This window comes from Streptomyces sp. NPDC005955 (assembly GCF_042871255.1).
Classification (GTDB): domain Bacteria; phylum Actinomycetota; class Actinomycetes; order Streptomycetales; family Streptomycetaceae; genus Streptomyces.
The window spans coordinates 45030-69484 of record NZ_JBIAIF010000003.1 but is presented as its reverse complement, the minus strand read 5'-3'; the positions used below and the strand labels follow the sequence as shown (position 1 = coordinate 69484).

At 72.2% G+C, this 24455-nt stretch carries 20 protein-coding genes, 1 other RNA gene and 1 pseudogene; 12 read left to right on the top strand and 10 right to left on the bottom strand.

Annotation, left to right across the window (positions count from 1 at the left end):
* Positions 1-623 precede the first annotated feature (623 nt).
* Positions 624-1715: a prephenate dehydrogenase gene (locus tag ACFYOU_RS08965; protein WP_389770934.1), complete on the bottom strand. Its 1092-nt coding sequence runs from the start codon at positions 1713-1715 to the stop codon at positions 624-626.
* 315 nt (positions 1716-2030) lie between these two features.
* On the opposite strand from ACFYOU_RS08965, the gene hppD reads away from it, so the two are divergent.
* Both hppD and ACFYOU_RS08955 read left to right on the top strand, forming a co-directional pair.
* Positions 2031-3164 (top strand): 4-hydroxyphenylpyruvate dioxygenase, encoded by a 1134-nt coding sequence (gene hppD, locus ACFYOU_RS08960; RefSeq protein ID WP_391304317.1) that lies wholly within the window; start codon positions 2031-2033, stop codon positions 3162-3164.
* Positions 3142-4254 carry an alpha-hydroxy-acid oxidizing protein gene (locus tag ACFYOU_RS08955; RefSeq protein WP_391304315.1) on the top strand — a complete coding sequence of 371 codons (1113 nt, stop codon included), beginning with the start codon at positions 3142-3144 and terminating at the stop codon, positions 4252-4254. The genes hppD and ACFYOU_RS08955 overlap by 23 nt, the downstream gene beginning before the upstream one ends.
* A 166-nt stretch (positions 4255-4420) precedes the next feature.
* On the opposite strand, the gene ACFYOU_RS08950 is transcribed toward ACFYOU_RS08955, so the two are convergent.
* The 5 genes from ACFYOU_RS08950 to ACFYOU_RS08930 all read right to left on the bottom strand — a co-directional run bounded on the left by ACFYOU_RS08950 (position 4421) and on the right by ACFYOU_RS08930 (position 9373).
* Entirely contained in the window at positions 4421-5428 is a 1008-nt protein-coding gene (locus ACFYOU_RS08950; protein ID WP_391304313.1) for a ParB N-terminal domain-containing protein, read from the bottom strand.
* Between the two features lie 475 nt (positions 5429-5903).
* Positions 5904-6518, bottom strand: coding sequence for a hypothetical protein (locus ACFYOU_RS08945; RefSeq protein ID WP_391304311.1), 615 nt, complete (start codon positions 6516-6518; stop codon positions 5904-5906).
* Positions 6502-7569, bottom strand: a complete 1068-nt coding sequence (locus ACFYOU_RS08940) for a tetratricopeptide repeat protein (RefSeq protein ID WP_391304309.1) — start codon at positions 7567-7569, stop codon at positions 6502-6504. The genes ACFYOU_RS08945 and ACFYOU_RS08940 overlap by 17 nt, the downstream gene beginning before the upstream one ends.
* Before the next feature lie 47 nt (positions 7570-7616).
* A complete protein-coding gene (locus tag ACFYOU_RS08935; protein ID WP_391304308.1) occupies positions 7617-8303 on the bottom strand; it encodes a hypothetical protein in 687 nt (228 codons plus the stop codon).
* A 32-nt stretch (positions 8304-8335) separates the two neighbouring features.
* The gene (locus tag ACFYOU_RS08930; protein ID WP_391304307.1) at positions 8336-9373 is read right to left on the bottom strand and encodes a peptidoglycan DD-metalloendopeptidase family protein; all 1038 of its coding nucleotides are present in this window, start codon (positions 9371-9373) and stop codon (positions 8336-8338) included.
* A gap of 312 nt (positions 9374-9685) precedes the next feature.
* On the opposite strand from ACFYOU_RS08930, the gene ACFYOU_RS08925 reads away from it, so the two are divergent.
* The 9 genes from ACFYOU_RS08925 (at position 9686) to ACFYOU_RS08885 (ending at position 18202) form a co-directional block, all read left to right on the top strand.
* Complete coding sequence (locus ACFYOU_RS08925; protein ID WP_391304305.1) at positions 9686-10111, top strand: hypothetical protein; 426 nt, start codon at positions 9686-9688, stop codon at positions 10109-10111.
* Complete coding sequence (locus ACFYOU_RS08920) at positions 10108-10389, top strand: hypothetical protein (RefSeq protein ID WP_391304303.1); 282 nt, start codon at positions 10108-10110, stop codon at positions 10387-10389. The genes ACFYOU_RS08925 and ACFYOU_RS08920 overlap by 4 nt, the downstream gene beginning before the upstream one ends.
* A gap of 195 nt (positions 10390-10584) precedes the next feature.
* Entirely contained in the window at positions 10585-10884 is a 300-nt protein-coding gene (locus ACFYOU_RS08915; RefSeq protein WP_389770910.1) for a hypothetical protein, read from the top strand.
* A gap of 35 nt (positions 10885-10919) precedes the next feature.
* Positions 10920-11684 (top strand): hypothetical protein, encoded by a 765-nt coding sequence (locus ACFYOU_RS08910; RefSeq protein ID WP_391304300.1) that lies wholly within the window; start codon positions 10920-10922, stop codon positions 11682-11684.
* A gap of 1 nt (position 11685) precedes the next feature.
* Positions 11686-12978, top strand: a complete 1293-nt coding sequence (locus ACFYOU_RS08905; RefSeq protein WP_391304298.1) for a hypothetical protein — start codon at positions 11686-11688, stop codon at positions 12976-12978.
* Between the two features lie 97 nt (positions 12979-13075).
* Entirely contained in the window at positions 13076-14569 is a 1494-nt protein-coding gene (locus ACFYOU_RS08900; protein WP_391304296.1) for an SCO6880 family protein, read from the top strand.
* A complete protein-coding gene (locus ACFYOU_RS08895) occupies positions 14566-16062 on the top strand; it encodes an ATP/GTP-binding protein (RefSeq protein ID WP_391304294.1) in 1497 nt (498 codons plus the stop codon). Before ACFYOU_RS08900 ends, ACFYOU_RS08895 begins: the two co-directional genes overlap by 4 nt.
* The gene (locus ACFYOU_RS08890) at positions 16059-17819 is read left to right on the top strand and encodes a TraM recognition domain-containing protein (RefSeq protein ID WP_391304292.1); all 1761 of its coding nucleotides are present in this window, start codon (positions 16059-16061) and stop codon (positions 17817-17819) included. Before ACFYOU_RS08895 ends, ACFYOU_RS08890 begins: the two co-directional genes overlap by 4 nt.
* The gene (locus ACFYOU_RS08885) at positions 17816-18202 is read left to right on the top strand and encodes a DUF4913 domain-containing protein (protein WP_391304290.1); all 387 of its coding nucleotides are present in this window, start codon (positions 17816-17818) and stop codon (positions 18200-18202) included. Before ACFYOU_RS08890 ends, ACFYOU_RS08885 begins: the two co-directional genes overlap by 4 nt.
* A gap of 48 nt (positions 18203-18250) precedes the next feature.
* Here the strand turns inward: ACFYOU_RS08885 and ACFYOU_RS08880 are convergent, their stop codons facing one another.
* Positions 18251-18805, bottom strand: coding sequence for a hypothetical protein (locus tag ACFYOU_RS08880; protein WP_391304289.1), 555 nt, complete (start codon positions 18803-18805; stop codon positions 18251-18253).
* Between the two features lie 83 nt (positions 18806-18888).
* Here ACFYOU_RS08880 and ACFYOU_RS08875 point away from each other — a divergent pair, with 83 nt between their 5' ends.
* Positions 18889-21417: a hypothetical protein gene (locus tag ACFYOU_RS08875; protein ID WP_391304287.1), complete on the top strand. Its 2529-nt coding sequence runs from the start codon at positions 18889-18891 to the stop codon at positions 21415-21417.
* A 4-nt stretch (positions 21418-21421) separates the two neighbouring features.
* Here the strand turns inward: ACFYOU_RS08875 and ACFYOU_RS08870 are convergent, their stop codons facing one another.
* From ACFYOU_RS08870 to rnpB, 3 genes and pseudogenes are all read right to left on the bottom strand, one after another.
* The gene (locus tag ACFYOU_RS08870) at positions 21422-23680 is read right to left on the bottom strand and encodes a WD40 repeat domain-containing protein (RefSeq protein WP_391304286.1); all 2259 of its coding nucleotides are present in this window, start codon (positions 23678-23680) and stop codon (positions 21422-21424) included.
* A gap of 124 nt (positions 23681-23804) precedes the next feature.
* Positions 23805-23981: pseudogene (locus ACFYOU_RS08865) on the bottom strand (type I restriction endonuclease subunit M); the annotation flags it as partial.
* A gap of 31 nt (positions 23982-24012) precedes the next feature.
* An RNA gene (gene rnpB / locus ACFYOU_RS08860) (RNase P RNA component class A) lies at positions 24013-24418 on the bottom strand.
* Positions 24419-24455 lie beyond the last annotated feature (37 nt).

Here is a 24455-nt window from a genome sequence, read left to right as displayed (position 1 = left end):
CCGTGCGCTCCTACGATGCTGTGGGCTTCGGCGTCCGTGATTCCTACAGAGTGATCGACTCAGAAACAAGAACCAGAGATCCGCATCCGCCCAGAACAATGGGCCTGTGTGGGGGTGGCTGACCCAGTGGTGCGCAGGAACCTTCCCAGCTCACTCACAGGGTAACCACCATGCCCGAAAAAAGCGCCTCGTCCCGAACTCCGAGATGATCCCGGTGTCCGCACGGCGCCGTCACACGCTGACTCACGGGTGAACTGACCCAGCCTCAGATTTCGCCACTGCGGCTGGAATGCTCCCGCTGCCCGCACACAAGTCAACGCACCCAGTCGTGCCCGTTCGTTCGGATTCTGCCCGAAGTAGCACGGCCGCCGCCGACCCCTTCCCCCAAAAATTCATAGAAAACTCACAGTTTGAATGGTCAATTACCGTCCGGGCCGTCAGGAACACTTGGCATATTCACCCGGGGCAGAACCGTGCGGACGGTCCCTCCGGACGTCACACAAAAGTCATCCTCGGCACTTCCGCTCCCCGCCCCTCCCGCACCAGCCGGCCCTTGGGGCTCCTCCCTCCCCCACCTGCTCACCCGGCACCCTCCACCCCCTCGGTTCCGTCCGCCCACCGGATCACTCGCGCCCCGACTCCCAGCCGCCGGCGCGGAGCTGGCGCAGCAGCGGGTCGACCGCCTCCGCCGCCACGTCGAACCGCGCGACGAGCCCACTGGCACCGTCCGCGTCGATCCCCATCGTCTCCGCCACCACCTGGTCCCCCAGTGCTTCCAGCAGTCGCGCCAGTTCACCCGGCCGCTCCTTGACCGCCACCCACGCCCGGGCCCGCTCCCCGGGGGCGCCGTCACCGAGCGGAGCGGCGCCGGCGGGGCCGCCGGATATCTGCTCCACCCCGGCGATGCCCCGGTCCAGTACGTCCACGAGGACCTGCATGCCCTCCGCCCGGTCCGCTCCGTCCTCGGCCAACGCGTCCAGGGCGGTGACCAAGCGGCCCAGGTCCGCCTGCAACTCCCGCACCACCCCCACGACCGAGCCCGCGTTCGACTGGAGGATGTCCCCCCACAACCGCGAGTCGCCCCGGGCGATCCGCGTCACGTCGCGCACCCCGGGCCCGGCGAACCGCCGCATGCCCGCCGTGCTGTCCCGCAACCGGGCCGCCATCAGGCTCGCCACCAGGTGCGGCACGTGGGAGGTCAGCGCCACCGCGCCGTCATGGGTCGCGCTCCGGGTCACCACCGGAACCGCCCCGCACAGCGACACCAGTTCCAGCGCCCGTTCCAGGGCGGGGGCGGAGGTGAGCGGGGAGGGCGTCAACGCCCAGGTGCGACCGCGCAGCAGGTCACCGCGGGCCGCCAGCGGCCCCGACCACTCCCGTCCGGCCATCGGATGCCCGCCGACGAAGCGGAACGGCTCCGGCGCGTCGCTCAGCACCACCCGCTCCGCGCCGGACTTCACGCTCGCCACGTCGGTGTAGCAGTGGGCCAGCTTCCGGTCCTGGAGTTCCACGAGGGAGTCGCCCACCTGACTGGGCGGCATCGCCAGCACCGCGAGGTCGACCGGCCCCGGTGGTGACTCCGCCACCCCGGCCCCCAGCGCGGCGGCCGTCCGGGCGGCCACCGGGTTCCGGTCGGACAGGAACACCGTCACGCCCTGCCAACTGGCGGCGAGCGCCACCGAAGTGCCGATCAGTCCCGTGCCGACGACAGCCATGGTCCGGATCACAAGGCATCTCCCAGTATGAAAGCGCTCCACCCGAAATGAAAACCGCCGACCAGTTAAGCAATGTGTCCGATCAGTTACCAGGGTCGTGGACACCCGGAACTCCACGCGTCGCCGCAGTGGCTGTACTCAAAGGTCACCTCTATCATCGCGCGAGCCCCGCACCCACCACGATTCCCCATTCGATGACGCACGCCCCCGAACTGTCCAACCGTCCATTCACCAGACAATTGCGCGATAGCCAGACACACGGCAAGGAACTTAAAGTTCGACAGAATTCTTTCCATATCCCGGAAGGGGGCACGTATGCGGGACGCACCGGAGACGGCGAGCGCGCTCGGCGAACTCTCCCTCGACTACGTCGAGATCTACGTCGAGCACCTCGACGCGTCAGTCAACGACTGGACCGACAAGTACGCCTTCACCGTCGTGGGCACCAGCGAGTCGGCCGAGCGGCGCAGTGTGGCCCTGCGCCACGGCGGGATCGTCCTGGTCCTCACCGAGGGCGTCTCGGAGCGCCACCCGGCGTCGCTGTACGTCCTGGCGCACGGTGACGGGGTCGCCGACATCGCCCTGCGGACGCCCGACGTGGAGGCCGCGTTCGCGGCGGCGGTCGCGGGGGGCGCCGAGGTGCGCCGACCGCCCACCCACCACCCGGCCGGCGGGCCCCGGGTCACCGCGACGCTCCAGGGGTTCGGCGACGTCTCCCACACCCTGGTCCAGCGCGCGACCGAGGAGGGGCCGGGACTGCCCGCCGGATTCACCGCGGTGGCGCCGTCCGAGGAGCCCGTCGAGCGGTCCGCCGGCACCGACGCCGCCGACGACCTCGTCGAACTCCTCGAACTCGACCACGTCGCCGTGTGCCTGAACAGCGGCGAGCTCCAGCCGACCGTCGACTTCTACCGCGAGGCGTTGGGCTTCCGGCACATCTTCGAGGAGCGCATCGTCGTCGGCGCCCAGGCGATGGAGTCCAAGGTCGTCCAGAGCCGCTCCGGTTCGGTGACGCTGACCCTCATCCAGCCCGACCTCACCGCCGAGGCCGGACAGATCGACGAGTTCCTCAAGGACCACCAGGGGTCGGGCGTCCAGCACCTCGCGTTCTCCTCCTCCGACGCGGTCCGCGCGGTACGGGCGCTGCGGGGTCGCGGGGTCACCTTCCTCACCACGCCCCCGGCCTACTACGACCTGTTGGGCCGGCGGATCGAGCTCGACGAAGGGCGGCTCGACGACCTGCGCGCCACCAACGTCCTCGCCGACGAGGACCACGGCGGCCAGCTCTTCCAGATCTTCACCGCCTCGACGCACCCGCGGCGCACCCTCTTCTTCGAGGTCATCGAGCGCCAGGGCGCCCAGACCTTCGGCAGCTCCAACATCAAGGCGCTCTACGAGGCCGTGGAGTTGGAGAGGACCGGGCAGCGTGGGTTCCCGAAGCAACCCTGAGGCCGTCGAGGCGCACCGCCTCGACGACTTCGCGCGCGCCGCCGCTTCCGTGCTGTCCCCGGAGGTGTGGGACTTCCTGGCCGGGGGCAGCGGCGCCGAGACCACGCTGGACGCCAACCGGAGCGCCCTGGACCGGATCTTCCTGGTGCCCCGGGTGCTCCGGGACGTGGCGGGGTGCGAAACGGACGCCACGCTGTTGGGCCGTCCGGTGCGGATGCCGGTGGCGGTCGCCCCGGTGGCGTACCAACGGCTGGTCCACCCGGAGGGCGAAGCCGCCGCCGCACGGGCCGCGAAGTCGGCCGGGGTGCCGTTCACCGCGAGCACCCTCAGCAGCGTGCCCGTGGAGGAGTTGACCGCGCTCGGCGGCAGCGTCTGGTTCCAGTTGTACTGGCAGCGGGACGAGGTGCGCTCCTGGGACCTGGTGCGCAGGGCGGAGGACGCCGGCTGCGAAGCCCTCGTGCTCACCGTCGACGTCCCGTGGATGGGCCGCAGGCTGCGGGACGTCCGCAACCGGTTCGCCCTGCCGGACGAGGTGCGGGCGGCCCACCTCACCACGGGCCCCACCGCGCACGAGCGGACCCGCGACGGGTCCGCCGTGGCCGTCCACACCGGTCGGACGTTCTCCGCCTCGGTGACCTGGTCGACCCTGGACGAACTGCGCCGCCGGACCCGACTGCCGCTGGTGCTCAAGGGGGTGCTGGCACCCGAGGACGCGTTGCGCGCCGCCGAGTCGGGGGTCGACGCGGTCGTGGTGTCGAACCACGGGGGCCGGCAACTCGACGGCGCCCTGCCCAGCGTCGACGCGCTACCGGAGATCGTCCGGGCCGTGCCGGACCACTGCGAGGTCCTGTTCGACAGCGGCGTGCGCAGCGGGACGGACGTGCTCAGGGCCCTGGCGCTCGGCGCCCGCGGGGTGCTGGTGGGCCGGCCGTTGCTCTGGGGGCTGGCGGTCGCGGGGGAGGCCGGCGCGGCCCGGGTCCTCGACCTGCTGGCCGTGGAACTCCGGGACGCCCTGGGGTTGTCGGGGTGCCACGACGTGGCGGAGGCCCGGCACCTGCGCACCGTGTGCGGCCCCCTGCGGGAGCGGTGACCGTTCGTCCCCGTACCGAGGCCCCGGCCCCCCGCCGAACGGCGGGGGGCCGGGGCCTTTTCGGTGGGGAGCGCTCCTCGCCCGACCTTCGTCCGAGTGTGCGGATTTCACGCTTGGACACCTCGTCCCCACCGGACGGCGGGGAGGTCGGGCGGTCCGGGACCGGTCACCCCGTCTGCACGACGTCCTCCTGGACCCGGACCGCGAAGTCCGACCAGAGGTCGGCGAACTGCCGGGCGAGGTCGGCGACCAGGTCCCGGCAGTGCGGCGGGACGTTGTCGATGAGGGCGTCCCACTCCTCGTTCTGGAGGGCGTGCAGCGTGAACAGGCGCAACAGGTTCCGCCCGGTGTCGCTGAAGCGCAGTGCCGGATCGGCCTTCAGCCGCTTGACGAGTCCGGCCCGATCGGGATCGGGTGCCGCCCGGGGCCGGCCCGCCGACTGCACGGGCGCCAGGGGAACGAACTCCCCGCGCGGTTCCGGTACGGCACGCGGGGCGGTGACGCCGGGCCTGCGCCCCCGTTGCCTGGGCAACAGGTCCTCCCCCTTGTTGAGGCGGCTGCGCACGTCCCGGGCGGTCTCCGGGGAGATCCCCGCCGCACGGGCCACCTGACGCAGGGACAACCCCGGGTTCTCGGTGAGCAGACGGCCCGCCATGATGCGTCCCGCGCTGCCGTCCACCGGACGGAACCTGCCGTCCTGCCCGATGCGCTTGCCCGCCCGCTCCGGTTCCCGCAGGACCCTGCGCCGGATGTCGGCCACGGTGCCCGGCGAGATGCCGGTGACCATGGCGACCCTGCGGTCGGACCACTGGGCGTGCCAGGCGATGATGCGCTCCGCGGCGCGCTTGCGGTCGGCCAGGGTCAGGGGCAGACCGTGGGCGACGTTCAACTGGACGGCGAGTACGAACGCTTCTGCCTCGTCGCCGTCGAAGAACCGTACCGCTATCGTGTGGCGGCCCCGGAGTCTGGCCGCGTGGAGTCGGTGTGCCCCGTCGATGACCCGCATGGTCGTCCGGTGCACGGTGATCGGTGGAAGCTCGGCCTCGGCGTCCGCCAAGGCGTGGATGTGTTCCGGTCTCTCGCCGTCGAGCCTGGGTGAGTCGGATATGGTCAGGGACCCCAACTCCACCTGCACGACGGGCTGTTGATCGATTCCCGCTATCTCGGGCGCCACCCCAGCTCCTCAAGAACTCGTGGTCAGGCGTTCATCTCCTGATGAGCACCCCGGTGTGCTCTTCCACCGCTTCCGTCCCTAGCAAGGCAGACCCCCGTCCAGCGTCTGGTTCTCGATTCGCGTGTATGTCAAGGTCCTCGTCTCCCCCGTCGGCGTGTGGAGCAGAACATCCGGCATACCGAATATGCATGCAGCAGACCACGCGAAATTAACATCGGCGTTTGGCAGCCGAAACCCCTGCACACCCCCTGTGGCCCACCCCTACGCCGGCCGGTTCTGGCAGTCCTTCGCTGCCCAGGTGTGACTTCGACGCAAGGCTCTGACCTGGGACTTCACCCGGTCCGGCACGGACGCGCCGGGCGGACGCGACGGCGTAGCGACCCCGGCGCGCAAGCGGTTTCGCGCCATTGCTCAAGGGTGGGTGAGGGGGCCGCGGGGGCGATCGGTGGCGGGGTGGCCGCCCGGTCGCCCCCGGCTACCTCCGGGGACCGGCGGCCGACGGTCCGTTGGACGGGAGCGCGGGGTTCGACGCACCCGGTCCGCCCGTCCGCGGCACGGTCCGCAGGGCCGTCGCGTGCGCGGACAGTCGGTGCACACCGGCGGGTGAGGCGGTGGAGCGCAGCCGGGCCGCCACGGACGACGGCATGCGGGCGCCGCGGGAGAGGTCGCCGACGAGTTGGGAGCGGAGCAGTCCGACCCGGGCCAGTTCCGCCTGCCGCTGCTCGGGCGGGAGCCCCTCGACGCTGCGGGCGACGACCGCACGGACAGCGGCGGGCGGTGCGGGAACCGGGGCGGCACCCCGGTCGGACACCCGGCTCGGGTCGAGGCCCGCGGCACGCAACGCGGCGGCCGTCGGGCGCCCGGCGGACGTCCCGGCCGGGCGTTCCCGACCGTCGTCCCGGCCTCGGCCGCCCCTCTCCGAGCCCGGCCCGCCCGGACTCACCGTGCGCCAACTCGCCGTGCCGTTCAGCGGGTTGACGGTCACCTCGACCCGGGGACGCGGCGCACGTCGACGGTGGAGCTCAGCCGCCGCGCGGCGGCGGGTCGGACCGGCACCACGGTCACCGGGCAGGTCACTGGCCTTGGGCATGGGAGCGTCCCGTGGTCTCGTGTCGGTCGGCGGACGCGCCGGCACGCTGGAAGAGCCGGTCCATCCGGGCCCGGACCGCGTCGAGTTGCGCGGTGTCGGCGGCGGCGGGACCGCCCTCGGCCGCCAGGTCCGACCAGAGGGCGATCAGTTCATGGCCCAGCGCCAGCCCCTGAGCGGGGTCCCGCAGGGCCCGCCAGGCGGCCGCGGCGCTCTGCACGCTCGCGAAGGCGCGGTCGTCGTCGCGGCGCCGACGGGCCCGGGCGAGCGCCATCGACAGGGCGAAGGAGCGCGGCAGGTCACCCGCCAGGTACGCGATGTACGCGGCGAGCTCCCGTAGCTGGAGCACCTCCGGGTGGTCCGCGCCCAGGGCCTGGGACGCCGTGGCGATGCTCTGCTCCGCCATCGCCGCGGCGGACTCGATCCGCCCCATGCTCATCGCCTCGTTGATGCGCCGGACCGGCTCCGCGAGCAGGGAGGGGACGGTGGCTCCCGCGGGCACCGGCTCGGGCGTCGGCGCCGCGGAGTGCGCGGGCGGAACGGCCGGGGCGGCCGGGGCGGGCTCCGGTACGGGGGTGGGCGCCGTGGCCGGCGGCCGGGGCGCCGGGTCCGGTACCGCCCGCAGCACCGTCGTCACCCCGTCCTGCGGGGGCGCCGCCGCGGCGGGCGGAGGCACGGCCGGCAGGGCGCCCGGAGCCGCAGCGGGGGCGACGGGCGCTCCCGCCGCGTTCCCCGGCAGCGGGACGGGCGGTCCGGCGAAGGCGCTCGCTCCGTCCGAGCCGACCTGGAGGGGCGTGCTGTAGCCGATCCGTTCGTCGTGGACCACGGCCGCGACGGGGTGACCGGTGGCGAGCACCAGACGGTGCAGGTAGTTCAGCACCGCGTCCTGGGGACTCTCCCCCGGAGCGGCGGCGACCGGCAGCCCGCCCACCACGGCGGTCCCGTCGGCGAAGACGTGCACCTCGATGGGCCGCAGCCCGGACGCGGAGGAACCCTCCCGGCCGGGCGGCGGGCTCTGCTGTCGCTTGCGTCCGCCGCGACTGAATCTGGACATCGGTTCCCTCACTGGGCGGAAGTGTCGGCGGAGAATGGAGCGGGCACTTACGGAGCGTCGCTGCTCGGTGGGGGCGCGGTCGCGGCCTCGACGACCGTCACGTCGTCCACCCGCCACTGCTTGCCGTTGGCCGAACGTACCAGCTTGACATAGGCGTTGAGGCGTGGTCCGGTGCCCTTCCAGCCGTCCCTCCCGTGCGCCGTGCCCTTCACGACGAGGGAACGGTAGGCGAGCGACCGGCTGTCCCGCGGGGCGTCGTCCTCCAGTTCGCTGCTGACGTCCACCGTGGTCCAGGCCCGGTGCCCGGCCCAGGTGGTCCACTCGGGCCCGGGTGCGCCGGCCGGCCGGTACTCCCGCTCGGTGGCCCTCCTGCGGTCCGTGAGCCAGCGGGCGGCACGCAGCTTCGCGTCGTACGGACTCGCGTCGTACGCGGTGTCGTAGCCGTAGGCGGTCTCCGCCCAGGCCTTGGACACCGCACCGGCGTCGCCCTCGTCCACCTTCGTGGGGCGGGGAACGCGCGCGTCGGCCCCCAACGGCTTGCCCGACGGCACGGGGACCTTGGGCGTGAAGGAGGCTTCCGCCGACGCCGATCCGTCCGCCTGCTTGCCGTCCCGCTGCTCGCCGTCCACCCGCTGGTCGGGCAGTGCGCACCCCGCGAGCAGGGCCGAGCCGGTGACCGCCGCGAGCAGCACGGTCGCGCACCGGCGCCCGGCCCGTACGGAGCGTGTCCTCATCCCGTCCCCCCTGTCAGTCCCGTCGGGTTCCATCATCTCAACCCCAGCCAAGGCCCGGGGTCCACGTACGCACCGTCCTGCATGACCTCGAAGTGGGCGTGCGGGCCGGTGGAGTATCCGGTCGAGCCGACCGGTCCGACCTGCTGTCCCACCTTGACCTCCTGTCCGACCGCGACGTTGATGGCCCCCATGTGGTTGTACGTCGAGGAGACCTCCTTGCCGTTGATGGTGCCGTGGGAGATGATCACGCGGTTTCCGTAGCCGTTGTTCCACCCGGCGAACGTCACCTTGCCGTCCCGGGCCGCGCGGAACGGCGTACCGGCCGGGGCGCCGAAGTCGATGCCGGTGTGCAGCTTGTAGACCTTCAGGATCGGGTGCAGCCGCATCCCGTACGGCGAGGTGATCGGGGCGTTGCCGCGCAACGGCATGGCCATCCGCTGCCCCGCCGGAACCTGGCCCGGAGGATCGTCGACCGACTCGTACTTGGGGATGAGCGCCTTGATCCGGACGACGTAGTTCCGGGTCTCGGTGTACGGGGGTATGCCGCCGTACCTCTGGACGGCGCCGGGCCCCGCGTTGTAGGAGGCCAGCATCAGGTCGAGCGTCGGGCCCGTGGCCCTCCCCCGCTTCTTGTACCCCTCGACTATCTTGGCGAGGTCGCAGTCGTAGTTCCCCTGCGCCATGATCGCGTCGGCCGGGTCGAAGGGCGACGCCCGCCCGTTGCCGTCCGCGTCCTTGCCCCAGGTCGCCCAGGTCCCGGGCATGAACTGGGACAGCCCCTGGGCGCCCACCGGGGACCGGGCGTTGGGGTTCCACCCCGACTCGGCCTCGATCTGGGCCGCGATGACCGCCGGCTTGACGGCGTCGCACAGGGCGCCGGCCTTCAGGATCCACGGGACGTACTCCGGTTTCACCGTCCCGTTCTTGAGGCCCCCGCCCCCGCCCCCCGCGCCGTCCTCCTGGTCGTCGTCGCTCCCGCTGACGGACACCATCATGATCATGGGAAGCATGACCATGGCGACCACGCCACCGACGATCCAGGCGGCGGGCCCTCCCCCGTTCTTCGACATCCGCTCCCTCAGCGTCAGATGGTCCTGCCGTACGGCACGTTGAGTCTCGCCGGCGACGGACGCTACCTGCGTCACCGCCCGGTCACGAACTTGTCCCAGACCGTCGCACGGTGCTATTCCTCAGTGTTTCGTCAGCGAGGATCACACGGTACGACCGCCTGTCGCACCTCGAAGGGAGATGAGTTGCCGGTGCAAAAGAGCCCGCCAAGCGGCCCGGAGATCTGGATCCGCGGGCCCGTCACCGCACCATCGCCACCGGCGCGTCCGGCCGAGGTCGCCGAACCGTCACCTGTGCAGGGGCAATTGGTGTGGGTGGCCGCACACGGAGGCGCGGGCGCCTCCACCCTGACGACGGTCTTCGGCGGGATCGACGCGGGCCGCGCCATGCCCCGGCCCGACCGCGGCGAACCGCACACCGTCGTCCTGGTGGCCCGCACCCATGCCGCCGGACTCCAAGCGGTGTCCCGTACGCTCGACGCCTTCCGCCGCGGCGAGCAGCCGCCGGGAGTGGAGTTGGTCGCCGTCGCCCTGGTCGCGGACGCCCCCGGGCGACTGCCCCGTCAGCTCCAACAGCGGATCAAGGTCATCGGCTCGGCGGTGCGGATCCACCGGGTGCCCTGGGTTCCCGCCTGGCGCACCGGGGACCTCAGCGTTCCCCCGCCGCGGGAGACGTCCGCACTGGCGGCCCTGGCCGCCGCCCCGCCGGAAGACGACGCACGCACGAGGAGCGACCGATGAACGTGGGACCGATGATGGTCGAACTGGCCTACACTCCCCCGTCGAACGTCACCGGCCCACTGAACCAGGTCCTCGGCTACCTGGCCTGGTTGGTCACCGCGGCGGGCGTGGCGGGGCTGATGATCGTCGGGACGCGCATGGCACTCGCCCTGAAGACGGGTGACGCCGAGGAACACCTGCGCGCGTACCTCATCGTGCTGGGTGCGTGCGTCATCGCGGCCTGCGCCGGGCCCCTCGTGGAGTTCGTGGGTCTGGACTTCTGGAACACCAGCAAATGACCACGGCACGACACCGTTGCGGTGCTGATGCACCTCTTTGTCGCGAGCACGTCGTTCGACAGGAGAAAATCACTTCCGGACACCGTCCGTCATCCGCTTGGCTCGTCAGGCCCCTTGGGGCCGGCTAGACAACAACCGACTTCCGTCACAGGCACATCCTCGGCCCCCGGGCCGAATCAAATCGGGGAGACATCCATGATCCAGGCGCTCGCAGCCAAGGCCCACTCGCACACCGTACTGGCGGACGGCGGGGTGCCCGACCCCAACCGGAACGCCCCCGACGCCCTCACCGACAAGGTCGACACGGTGCTCGGCATCCTGGCCTGGGGCGGTACCGCGGCGGGCGTCGCCGGCGTGTTGATCACCGGCGCGATGATGGCGATCTCGATGCGCCGCGGCGAGGGCTCGGAGCACATGGGTCGGCTCGGTATGGTCCTCGGCGGCTGCGTGTTGGTGGCCACGGCCGGACCCGTCGTCACCTTCGTCTTCGGCTGATCAGTCCAGGTCCTCGACGCAAGGAAAGGCTCGACATGGTGAAGACCGGCCGCTCACGCGGGGGCAGCGGGGAGTGGGAGCAGCCGTTCTGGCAGCAGCGGGGTTGGATCCTGTCGGCCGGCTTCCTGTTGGTCCTGGTCATCCTCGGCGGCTACGCCCTGATGACGGGTGAGGACGAACCGGCGCCGAGCACCGGCGCCGACCGCCCCTCGCCCAGCCGCACCGTACCCTCCGGCGGTGGCGACGGCGACGACCGGCCCGCGGGTTGCCGGACCGACGACAGCGACCAGAAGAAGCCGACGGCACCGCCGAAGGATCTGTACTGGAAGGCCAACGGCATCAACCTCGTGCCGGTCTCCAAGACCGCCGGCCCCCTGAAGTTCGACGGACCCGTCTGGTACTGCTTCGCGCGCACCCAGATGGGCGCCGCGCTTGCCGCTCACTCCATCACGGACCACTTCGGCTTCGCAGGATGGCGCGAGGTCGCGGAGCGTCAGATGGTGCCCGGGCCCGGGCGCGATGCTTTCGTCGCCGACCGAGCCAAGGAGAAGGACACACCGGTCTCGGACCAACCGTCCGGGGCGGTTTACTCCGGCTTCTCCGTCCTCTCCTACAGCAAGGAGGAGGCAACGGTCATGGTCTTGGCCCGCATCCCCCAGAGCAGTCAGCACCTGTCCGTGTCGGTCAACCTGCGCTGGCAGGACGGCGACTGGAAGCTGGTCCCCGACCCGGATGGTGAGGTCTACGGCGGCGGGTCACGCGTAGACGGCACCGACGGCTTCGTCACCTGGGGGACCTGACATGGCCTGCGGCAAGAAGGACATCCTCGGCTGCATCACCGATCCCATCAAGGACATCATCAAGACGCCCATCGAAAAGGGCGGTGAGTTGGTGGCCGGGGGCGCCGTGAAGGCGTTCTCCGACGCGATCGGCGCAGCGACCGAGGCAACGTTGAAGGCCCTCAACGGAGTCTGGCTGAACATCAACGTCGAGGAACCGGGCACCCCGGCCGAAAGCATCCACGGCGCGACCAGTTGGCTCGTCGGATACGTCGCCGTGGCGAGCCTGCTCATAGCGGCGATCAAGATGGCCCTGGACCGACGGGGCGAGCCCATGAAGCAGGCGTTCCTGGGCATGTGGAAGGTACTTCTGGTCGGCGGACTGGCCGTTCCGGTGGTGACGGCGCTCAACGCGGCCTCCGACGCCTACGCGAGGGACATCTACAAGAAGTCCGAACTCGGCGAAACGGCGAATGACATCCTCGGCGTGATCGGCCTGACGCAGCCCGGCCTCATCATCGTCTTCGGCCTGTTGGTGATGCTGTCGTCCGTCGTCCAGATCTGTCTGATGTACATCCGCATCGGCGTACTGATCATGCTGATAGGCACCCTTCCGCTCGCCGCCGTCTCCTCCATGACCGGATGGGGCGAGGGCTGGTGGAAGAAGCACATCGGCTGGCTGGGGGCCTGGCTGCTGTACAAACCCGCGGCGGCACTGATCATCTACTCGGCCACCGCCATGACGAACAACCCCGGCAACAAAGACAAGTTGGACACGACCATCGCCGGTATGGGCATGCTCATCCTGGCGGTCTTCGCGCTGCCCGCCCTGTTGAAACTGATCGTCCCGGCCACCGCCGCACTGGGCGGCACCTCCGGCGGCACCGTCGCGCTCAACGCCGCCGGCAACATGGCCAGCGGCGCGGTCAGCATCGCCTCCGGCAGCATGGGCGGAGGCGGCGGTGGAGGCGGGAGCAGCAGCGGTGGAGGAGGCGGGAGCGGATCTGGCGCCAAGGGTGAGTCCGGCCCCAAGGGCTCGCCGTCCGCCGGAGCCGGCGAATCGGCTCCGTCCGGCGGCGGCGCCTCGGCCCCCTCGGCCGGCGGAGCAGGTGGCTCGGGTGCCGCCGGAGCCAGCGGCTCGGGCGCGTCAGGTGCGGCGGGTGCAGCGGGCAGTGCGGCTGGCGGTGCCGCCACCGCCGGGGCGACCGTGGCCGTGCAGGCCGCCGCCGTCGCCGCGCAGACCACCATCGCCGCGGCCAGCGAGGTGACCAACTCCCTGGACGACAACGACGGGATGAAGGGCCACAACCAGTAGGCCGCCCGCATCCCATCCGTCGGCGGCCGGCCCCTGACCCGGGGTCCGGCCGCCCCCGCACCCGCCCCCCACGGCAGAAGCCGGAAGAAGGGAACCCATGTCCACCGACGCCATCAAGCGTCCCACCTACGGGAACTGGCGGCGGCCCCGCCGTCCCGGTCTCGGCCCCCTGGGCCTGCTCGGAACCGTCGTCGCCTTCGGCGGGCTCCTCGTGACGCTGCTGGCTTCGCTGGTCTCCCTGGGCGCCGCGATCGTGGTGCTCGCCTTCACCAGCGTGTTCCTCGCCCCACTGGCGCTGCGCACCACGGACGGCCGCAACGTCTACCAGCTGCTCGCCCTGCGCATCGGCTGGATGAAGCGGAAGGCGAACGGCTCCACGACCTATGTGTCCGGGCCGCTCTCCCGGCGCCCCGGCGGCCGGTTCCAGCCTCCCGGTCTGCTCGCCCGCACCAAGATGTACGAGGGGCGGGACGCCTACGACCGCCCGTTCGGGGTGATCCACCACCCCGGTCGCAACCTGTACACCCTGGTCCTGGGCTGCGAGCCCGACGGCGGCTCGCTCGTCGACCCGGAGCAGGTCGACATCTGGGTGGCCTCCTGGGGCGACTGGCTGTCCCGGCTGTCCCACGAACCGGGCCTGCGGGGTGCCCAGGTCGTCGTCGAGACCGCTCCCGACACCGGCACCCGGTTGGCCGCCGAGGTCCTCCCGCGCATCGCCCCCGACGCACCGGCCGCCGCCCGCGCCGTGATGGAGGAGGTCGTCGAGCGCTATCCGACGGCGTCCTCGGAGATGCACACGTACATCGCCCTCACCTACGGTCCCACCGGCGGTCCCAAGCGGGACGTCGACGACGTCATCACCGACCTCTCCATGCGCCTTCCCGGTCTGCTGTCCGGGCTGGTCGCCGCCGGCGGCGGCGCCGCCCACCCGCTGTCCGCCGAACGCATCGCCGAGATCGTGCGGGTGGCCTACGACCCGGCGGTCGCGCCGGACGTGCTCAGCGCCCGCGCCGAACACTCCACGACCAGTCTGGACTGGGCGGACGCCGGCCCCGCCGCCACGGTCGAGACCGTCAACACCTACACACACGACTCGGGTGTCTCGCGCACCTGGCTGCTGACCCTGGCGCCGCGCGGCACCGTCCGCTCCAGTGTGCTGCGCGGCCTGTTGGAGCCGGCGCCCGGCACCCGCCGCAAGCGGGTCTCGCTGGTCTACCGGCCGATCGATCCGGCGACCTCGGCCCGCATGGTGGAGGCCGACCGCCGTGCCGCGCACTTCATGGCAACGTCCCGCGGCGGCATGGTCCAGGCCCGCGCCTCCTCCGAGATCCGGGCGGCCGAACAGACCGCGGCCGAGGAGGCGTCGGGCGCCGGCCTGGTGGAGTTCTCGCTGATGGTGACGGTCACCGTCGACGCCGAGGTCGACCCCCAGGAGGCCGCGATCACCGTGCGCAACCTCCAGGCGGCCTCCCGCATCCAGATGCGCCCGGCCGACCGCATGCAGGCGTCCGCCTTCACCTGCACCCTGCCGGTCGGCATCCTGCCCTGGGAGCACACCCTCGTCCCGTACCAGATCAGGGAGGCCCTGTGAGCGGGAAGCAGCGACCCCCGCGTCCGGCCACGGCCCCTTCGCGGGGCTGGTACGGGCCGGGCGGCGGTCAGGTCGGCCATCTCGACCCGCCCTCGATGTGGCGGGCGACCACCGTGCAGGCGTGCGGTCTGTGGCCGTTCGCGGCCGGTTCGGGCGCCCCCATGACCGGAGTGCCGCTCGGTCAGCACCTGCACACCGGCGCGACCGTGTGCGGGGACCCCATCTCCTGGTTCACCCGGGCCCGGTACATCTCCAACCCCTCGTTGTTCATGCTCGGCATGCCGGGCCTGGGCAAGTCGACGCTGGTCAACCGGATGCTCATCGGTCTGGCGGCCACCGGCGTCACTCCCCTGGTCCTCGGCGACCTGAAGCCCGACTACGCGGACACCGTGCGGGCCCTGGGCGGTCAGGTGATCTCCATCGGGCGCGGCGTGGGCGGCATCAACGTGCTCGACCCCGGTGCGATGGGGCAGGCCGCCGCGCGGATCGGCGGCGACGCGGGACGGGTGTTGGCCGCCGAGGCCCACGGCCGGGTCCTGAACATGGTCGCCGCCCTGATCACCATCGTCCGCGGTCGGCCGATGGACGACCACGAACAGTCGGTGCTGTCCGCCTGTCTGCACCACCTCACGGAGCGGACGAAGGCGGGCCGTGCCCCGCTGCTGCCCGATCTGCTGCGGGTGTTGGACGAGGGGCCCGACCGGGTGCGCGCGGTGACCCTGGACCGGGGTGACGTCGCCCGCTACCAGGAGGCCGTCGACCCGCTGCACCGTTCCCTGCTCGGTGTCCTCGACGGCCCCCTCGGCGGCACGTTCGCCTCCGAGACGTCGACCAGGATCGACCCCGCGTCCCCCGCCGTGTGCGTGGACATCTCCCGCATCGGCGAGGCCGACACCCAGCTGACCGCGGCGGCGATGCTGGCCGCGTGGTCCGACGGGCTCGGCACGGTGGCCGCGGCACACGCCCTCGCGGACGCCGGACTCGCCCCGCAACGCTGGTTCTTCACCGTCCTCGACGAACTGTGGCGTCCGCTGCGCGCCGCCTCCGGCATCGTCGAACGGATCGACGCCCTGACCCGGCTCAACCGCTCCCTCGGCCTGGGCGACGCCAAGATCACGCACACCCTCAAGGACGCCGAGGCCCTCGGCAGCGAGGCGGACCGGGCGAAGGCCCGCGGCTTCGTCGAACGCGCCGGGATGGTGGTCTGCGCGGGGCTGCCGCGCACCGAGATGCGGGAACTCGGCGAGATCGTCGGCATGTCGGAGCGGGAGATCGAACTGGTCTCCTCCTGGTCGTCGCCGCCCGGCTGGGCCAGCAGCGGAGCCAACGAGGAGCCGCCCGGCCGGGGCCGTTTCCTGGTCAAGGTGGGAGGCCGCCCCGGCATCCCCATCAAGGTGTCGATCACCGACACGGAACGCGCCCTGCACAACACCAACACCCGTTGGACGGGCAACGAGCTGAACCTCACGAAGCAGACGGAGATGCCACGATGAGCACGTCGCGCCCCGCGCGCAAGGGGCACTCCTCCGGGGACGACCTCCTGCCCTGGGTCATCCCCGGGGTGGCCGTCCTGGTCGGCGGCGTCTTCGGCGGGGCCTGGCTGGGCGGCACCCTGGGGGCCGCCGTGTCCGGCTCGGGCTGGGACCCGCCGCCGTTCTCCCTGGACACCCTGGCGACCCTGGTCGACAAGGGCCCCGAAGCCGTGTGGCCGACCGCGAACAGCGGCGCGGTGACCGCCGGGATCGCCACGCTCTTCGGCGTGTTCGTCGCCCTGGTCGTACTGCTGATCGTCCTGGTGCGCGGTCGGACGTCCCGCCCCAGCGGCCTCGCCGGCCGCAAGGAGCTGGCGGGCCTGCTGCCCAAGGGGGCGGCCGAGCGGGCGCGCGCCCTGCGTCCCTCGCTGTCCGGGTCGGCCAAGCTGCACCCGGACGCGACCGGCAACCTCCTGGGCAACCTGGAGCCCAAGGGACCCGAGCTGCGCTCCAGTTACGAGGACGTGGAACTGGACCTGATGGCCCCGCGCGCCGGCAAGTCCACCGGCATCGCCGTGCCCCGTCTGCTGCGCGCCCAGGGCAGTGTCCTGCTGACCTCCAACAAGGCGGACGTCTACAGCGTCACCCGGGCCGAGCGCGAAGGCGAGGGGCGGGTCTGGGTGTTCGACCCGCAGGGCATCGCGCACACCTCGCGCGACATGTGGTGGGACATGCTCGCCGACGCCGCCAGCATCGAGGGCGCGCGACGCCTCGCCGGTCACTTCGTGGGCGCCGTCAACGACGACGCCTCCAAGCGGGACTTCTGGATCTCCGCGGCGCAGAACACCCTCACCGCCTTGTTCCACGCCGCGAACCGCGGGCAGAAGGGGGTCAGCGACGTACTGACGTGGCTCGCCGACCCGGCCGACCGCACCCCCATCGACCTGTTGCACGACGCGGCCATGCCCGCCCTGGCCGACCAGCTGCGGGGCACCATCCAGGGCGCCGTCGAAACCCGGGACGGCATCTACGAGACGGCCCGCCAGTGCGTGGCCTGCCTCCTCGACCCGGCCATCGCCGCCTGGGTGACCCCCGATCCGCAGGTGCCGCAGTTCCAACCGGAACAACACGTCCTGGCCAAGGACACGTTGTACCTGCTCTCCAAGGACGGCGGCGGTTCCGCGGCCGGCGTCATCGCGGCGGTCGCCGACTCGGTGCTGCGGGCCGGAGTGGTCGCCGCCGAACGCATGGGGGGCCGGCTGGACCCGCCGATGACGGCGGTGCTGGACGAGGCCGCCAACGTGTGCCGCATCTCCGACCTGCCCGACCTCTACTCGCACCTCGGTTCGCGCGGCATCAACATCGTCACCCTGTTGCAGAGCTACCGGCAGGGCGCACGGGTGTGGGGCGAGGCCGGTATGGACGCCCTGTGGGGCGCCGCCACCATCAAGCTGCTGGGCGCCGGGCTCGACGACGCGGACTTCGTCGAGAAGGTGTCCCGGCTGGTGGGAGAACACGACGTGTCGACGGTCAGCTACTCCAGGAGCAAGGACGGCCGGTCCCGTTCGACGTCCTACCGGTTGGAACGCATCCTGCCCGCCGACCGCATCCGCGCCCTGCCCAAGGGCACCGCGCTGCTGCTGGCCACGGGAGTCAAGCCGGCGCTGATCCGACTGCGTCCCTGGTACGCCGAACCGGACTCCGAGCGCATCCAGGCCGCCGCCGCGGCCGAGTTGAAGGCCATCACCGGCCGTGCCGCACAGAAGGCGATCCGATGACCACCGCACAGGAACAGCCCGCGGCACCGCCGTTCATCCTCTACCTCGACGGCGACGAATACGCCGAGGAGATGCGGAACCTGGCCCTGTGGGTCTCCGACCTCCTGCTGCCCGTCTACGGGCGCGAGACCACCTCGCAGCAGCCCTGGTGCCCGCGGTGGTGGGAACACCTGGAAGCCGTCGCCCGGCTGCACGGCCTGTGGCTCGCCTGGCAGGAGCACACAGACCCGGCGGCCGGCGCCTCCGGCCCCGCGCTCTGGCACCGGGACCACCTGGGCCCCGTCCTCGCGGAACTCCGCTCCGCCGCGGGGCCCTTCGCGGGGTGCAAGGAGGGCAGCCACCGGGCGAAGGCCGCGCCGGTGGTCGAGGCGTACGAGGGCTGACGACGGGGCCGTCCGCGCGGACGGCCCCAGCTCTCCCTGCCCGGGGGCTCAGCCCGCGGGCGGACTGAAGTGGTCGAGGTCGACGAGGATGGCCCGCTTGCGCTCCAGGGAGTCTTCGATCCGCTCCCGGGTGAATCGCGTCGGGTCCTTCTCGTACAGGGCCCGCCCGAGCTCCGAGGTGAACCGGTCCGCCGGGATGCGGTCCTCGCCCTCGGGCAGGAACTTGGCGACCTCCTCGAAGAGGGCGAGCGCGTAGGCCACCTGCGGCCGGATCGTCCGGTGCTCGGCGAGCGGGGTGTTCAACAGTCGCAGGCCGGACGCGGTGGAGGTGCGGTCCCCGACCGACATGAACTCGCCCGGATCGATGATCGTCGAAGGCTCGGCCCCACCGAACGCCGGCGGCGACGGCGGCAGTTCCTCGGCCAGCTGGAACTCGAACGACCGCGACCGGCCACAACGGGAACAGGCCCCTTCGTACACCGCGACCAGGACCCCGTCCCGGTCCTCCAGCCGGTGCTCCCTCCCGAACTCCTCCGCGCCGCAGACACAAGCGTGGAGGTCCATGTAGAGGTGCGCTTCCTGCAACGACCGAGCGATCAACATGACATGATCGTAAGCGACTCAAGGCACGACGGGGGGAAACGTCAGTGAACCGTGACAACGAGGCTGAACGTCCGGAAGAGGTCATGATCACCGCCACGGACGTGGCGGGAACCGCCTTCCGGGCCGATGGCGGCACCCGGGCTCCGGAAGACGTGCTGGCACAGGCCGAAGCCACCCTGCCGATGGTCCTCCAGGGGCTGTACGGCGACCGGCTGCGCTCGCACGGCATCAGCGAAGAGGGTGATCGTCGCTTCTTCTCCCTCAGCGACGAGCACGGTCGGGCCATGACCGTTCGTCTGGAGACGGCGGCGCTCCCCGCGCGGACCGTCGCCCGGAGCTTCGTCAACACGGGCTCGGACAACCACGTCGTCCAGATCTCGGACCGCATCGCGCCGGAACAGATCGGCCGGGCCCTCAGCCACGAGGTCAACGAACTGCTCTCCGTGCGGGAGCGCGCGGCCCGTGCCGAGGCACCGGCCGCACAGGACCTGCTGACCCGTGGCGCCGCCCTGCCGGCCGAGCCCAAGCTGTCCGACGAGGACCTCGGCCGGGTCGGGGAGCTGAACTACCTCGCCGCCCGCATGAACGACGGGGCCCTCAGCGCGGAGCAGCACGCGCAGGCCCGCAGTGACCTCTCGGAGCTGATCGACCACACCGGCCTCCGGCCTGCCTCTCCGGCCGGGGACGTGGCGACCAGCAGGATCGAGACGTACGCGGCTCGGGTGAGGATCGAGGTGGTCGAACCGCACCTGACCCAGGACGCGGTACGCACCCTGGGTGAACTCGCCCGGCCCGTGGAACAGCTGAACCCCGCCGATGCACGGGTCGTGCTGGAACACCGGACACGTGTCGATCTGGCGCGTGCGGAGCAGTCGCCACTGGGCGCTGCCCCCTCCTTCGCACTCCCCGGCCTGCGCCCCGACGGCACCGCCCTGGGGCGCGAGGAGCTCGGTGCCGCGCGGGACGCGGCGGCCGGCCAGCGGACCGAGGTCGGCCGACAGACCCTGGACCAGTTGCGCGCCGAAGCGGCCTCGCTGCCGGAGGGCCGGTACCCACAGCGCCAGGTCATGATCGGTGGCGGCGCCTCACTCGCCGGCCGGGACCCCGACGTCCTGCTCGTCGACTCGCGCGGCCGCTGGCACGTCGACCCCATCAAGGGCATCGTCCAATCCGCGGACCAGGTGCGACACCTCAGGGAAGCCGGCTGGGACCCGTACCAGTTCAGTGCCCCGAAGGAGCGGGTCTCGTTGGCCGCCCTCCAGCTGTGGGAGGACACTGCTGCTGCCCGCGGTCCCCTCGTCGACGGCCGCGCAGCACTGGCCACCGGCGAGGACGGGCGCCTGATCGCCGAGATCACCCCGATGGACGGGTCGGCCCCCGTGAAGGTCGAGGTGGTGGGAACCCCGCTCCTCGCCACCGGAGTGCCGCCGGAGGTCGTTCCGGGGGTGGACCGTCAGGTGCCGACGGTGGCGGAGGCGACGGAGGTCCTGAACCGTCACTTCACCGCGCAGGGCACTCCCGAAGCGTTGGACGCCCGGGACCGGTTGACCGCGCTGCCGGCCGGGGAAGGGCGGGCGGCAGCGGCGCTGGACGTGCTCGCCGAACCGCAGGTGACCGAGGCCCTCGGAACGACGACGGACCCGGCGGTCGCCGGCGCCCGGACCACGTTGCAGGCGACCGCCCAGTGGGAGCAGGCCAGTGCCGCCGCCCCGGGGCGGGTGTTGCTGGGCGATGCCGTGGGTGACGGGGAGTACGACCCGACGGTCGCCGACGACTGGGTGATCGCGGGGATCGGCGGCGGGGCCATCGCCAATGCGGAGATCATCCTGGAGGGCAACCCGGACGCCCGGGTGACCATGGTGGGGACCGCCGCGCCCTGGGTCCTGCACAACGATTCCCAGTACCTGGCGATGCGCCGCGAGTACGACGCGGAACTCGGCGGCAACGGACGTCTCGTCACCGTGCCCAACCAACGGCTGGGCGCCGTCGAGACGGTCAACACTCCCGAGGGCGGGGTGCGGCTCAAGGCCCTCCACGTCGAGGGCGACGCGTACGTGGCCTGCCTCGGCCGGGTGGCACGACTGCCGCAGGCGGCGGACACCCTTGACCGCTGGGCCCGGCAACAGGGCGGCGAGGTCCGCGGCGAGCTGCTCTTCGACAAGAGCGAGCAGTACCTCGGGTACCGGCTGCACTTCCAGGTCGAAGCGGAGAAGCACACGGTCGACGTGACCGGAGCCGCGTCCCGCATGCTGCCCGGCAACGTCTTCAGCCGGGACGACATGGCCCGACTCGCCGTGATCGACCGGAAGACGGCCCCGGCGGAGAGCGGCAACGTGGCAGCGGGATTCATGGCCACGGCCTTGCAGGGGTCCCACCTGGCCAAGCACCGGGCCGAGGAAGCGGGGTCGGTGCGGTCGGCGGGAACGGCCGGGGGCACTCCGGTCACGGGCGGGAACCCGGTGGCCTCCGCAGCGCGCCTCCAGTCGTCCGGCAGGGCGTCCACCGTGAAGCCCCCGACCGGTCAGGCGCCGGGCGTCACGGCTCCGGCCCAGCAGCCCCGCGTCCCCCGTCCGCCCCAGCCGGGCCAGGGCGGGGGCTCCCCCGGACGGTGACGCGTCAGGAGGGGAAGTTCCGGAGGGACATCAGGCCGCCTTCTCCCGCGACGTGCAGGGTGTCGGGCGGGGAATGCCGGAGTGCGAGCGGCGTCTGGGTCAGGGCGACCGCTCCCATCCCGGCTCCGTCCGGCAGCCGCCAGGCACGCACCTTGCCGTCCCGGGCCCCGGCCAGCAGCACGGGGGTGCCGTCGAGCACGCTGACGTCGAGGGCGACGACCTCGGCGTCAGCGGTGTCGAGTGCGGCCAGTTCCTCTCCCGAGACCGCGTTCCAGACCCGGACGGGGCCGTGCGCCTCCGCGGCGGTCAGCACGGGCACGCCGTCGGCCTCACCGAGGGCGAGGGCGCTGAGCGGTCCGGCGGCACGGAGTTCCAGGAGAAGTCGGCCGCAGAGCGCGTCCCGGATCAGGATCCTCGCGTCGCGGTCGGCCGATGCGAGAGCCGTGACCGCGCCGACCGGTCCCGCCGCCAGTCGCGTCACCCCCGCCTCATGGCCGCGCAGGCGCAGGAGCGGACGACCGGTGGCCGCCTCCCAGGTGCGCACCGTCCGGTCCTCTCCGGCGGAGGCCACGATGCCGTCGGCCACGGGGAGGAAGACGAGGGCGCGGATCCCGTCGGTGTGGGGCGTCGGTACCGACTGGAGCGCACCGTCCGCGGTGGAGTGCACCCGTACGGTGCCCCGAGCGGTCCCGCAGACCACCGTGCCGGCCGCCGGACCGAAGGCGACGGAGGTGAGGGCGCCGTCATCCGCATCGAGCACACGGCGCACGGAACCGGTCGCCACGTCCCAGATCCGGAGGGAGCCGTCGAGGTACCCCACGGCGGCCGTCGTCGCACCGGCGAACTCCGCCAGCGCGAGCGCCCGGACGGAACCGCCCTCCGCGGTCAGTGTCCGCAGCGCCCGTCCCTTCGGGTCCCAGACGCGCACCGTCCCGGTCGCCCCGCCGGAGACGATGACCGCTCCGCCAGCCGAGGGGGCAGCGGCCAGTGCGGCCGGCCAGTCGGTCTCGGCCGACCACGTGTCCAGGGCGCGCCCTGCCGCCACGTCCCAGGTCCTGATCGTGCCGTCGTACGAGCAGGAGACGAGGACCGGCCGGCCCGCCAGGTCGAGGAAGGCCAGTCCGGTCACTGCCGCACCGTGGCCGTGGAACGTCTGCGTCAGGGTTCCGGTCGCCGCGTCCCACACGTTGACGACGTGGTCGGAGCCGGCCGCGGCGATCCAGACCCCCTCCCCTTCCCCGGTGCCGGTGGCCGCCACGGCGTTCACCCACCCGGCACCCGTGGTGAAGGTGCGGAGCGACTCTCCGGTGTCGGTGTTCCAGACGCGCACCGCCCCGTCGTCCCCGCCGGACACGAGCAGGTTGAGGCCGGCGAGGCGGGTGGTGACCAGTGCGTTGACGGTCCGGTCGTGGCCGGTCAAGGCGCCGATCTCGGCGCCGTCCCGGCTGCCCCAGGCCCAGACCTTGCCGTCTTCGCCGCCCGAGTAGACCAGTCCGTCATCGTCCACGTCGACCCGTGAGGCGACGGCCCGCACCGCACCGCCGTGCCCGCCGCGCGCGTGCACCAGGCCCTCGTTGCCGGTCAGGTCCCAGGCCCACACGATGTTGTCGTCGCCACCGGTCACCAGGAGGTCCCGCCCGCCGGACGATCCGAGGGCCAGCGCACGGATCGGCTGCCCCGCTTCCGTCGTCTCCCCGAGCAGTTTCAGGGGATCCACCGAGAACACGCCGAAGCCGCCCTCGCCCCGGGCCAGTGCGAACGCCGGCCGGTCGCCCACCTCCCCGAAGACGGCGGCGGCCTCCTGCACGGGCAGGCCACTGGCCGCGCCCGCAACGCTCCGGTGCGCCAGCGGGGGCAGGGTGTTGCGGACCAGGTCCGACGGAAGGCCGCTGATCTGCGCGACCAGGGAGTCCAGGAGGGCACCGACCTCGACGGATGCCGCCCCTTCGCCCCAGATCACCGTCTTCGGCTGCGCAGCGGCGTCGAGGACCTGGAGGCGGCGGTGGACGGGCCCGGCGGGAGACGGGTCTTCCGGGGCCCCGTTCTGCACGGCCCGCAGCAGCCGTGTCCACACGACGTCTTCCACCCGAGCGGCCCAGGATCGCCGTATCGTGCCGTGTTCGTACCTGAGTCGGGCACGCCCGTCGGCCGACAGGTCGACGGTGCAGCGCTCCGCGTGCCCTTCGCCGGCTCGGTGCCGGGCGATCTCGTACCGGATGCCGTGAGCTGTCGCGGGAGACGGGACGGGCGGGAAGGGGGACATGCTCTCGGTCCTTCTTCCGTCAGCGGGGCAACTCCAGGTGCCGGAGCCGTGACTTGTCAGCCTGTCAGATGCGGAACGGAGGGCAGTCGCCGCCCCACATGTGCCGAACGTCGGCGGGAGCAACGGGGACCGGCTCACGGAGTTCGTCGATCGTCGCGTCCGAGTGTTCCCGCGTACGACGGTAGAACGCGATGATCTGATCGCGGCTCTCGTCCCCGGTCGCCCACAGGTCGGTGCCGTCGGAGTCCTGCCACCGGGCCAGCGGTTCCGGGGACGGGCGGTCGAAGACCTCGCCGAAGTAGCCGAGGCCCGGCCGAGGAAGCCCCAAGGGGCAGACGAGTCGGGCATACGCCGGGTTCTGTTCCCCGGGGCCTCGCGGCCATCGGGGCGACGGCCATCCATCTAGGACCGACGTTGCCGTCGGCCTCGTGCGGTCTACCCGCGGACTCGGGCGGGCAGCCCTCGAACGTCCGCGCAGGAGCACCGGAGTGCTCCCTCTTGACCTTGCTCCGGGTGGGGTTTACCTAGCTGCCCAGGTCACCCTGGGCACTGGTGGTCTCTTACACCACCGTTTCACCCTTACCTGGTCCCGTACGGATACGGTCCCCGGCGGTCTGTTTTCTGTGGCACTGTCCCGCGGGTCACCCCGGGTGGCCGTTAGCCATCACCCTGCCCTGTGGAGCCCGGACGTTCCTCGGGAGCATCTCGCGATGCCCACGCGGCCGCCCGCCCGGCTCGTCTGCCGTACGCACATGGTACCCGGGCCGGGCACCCG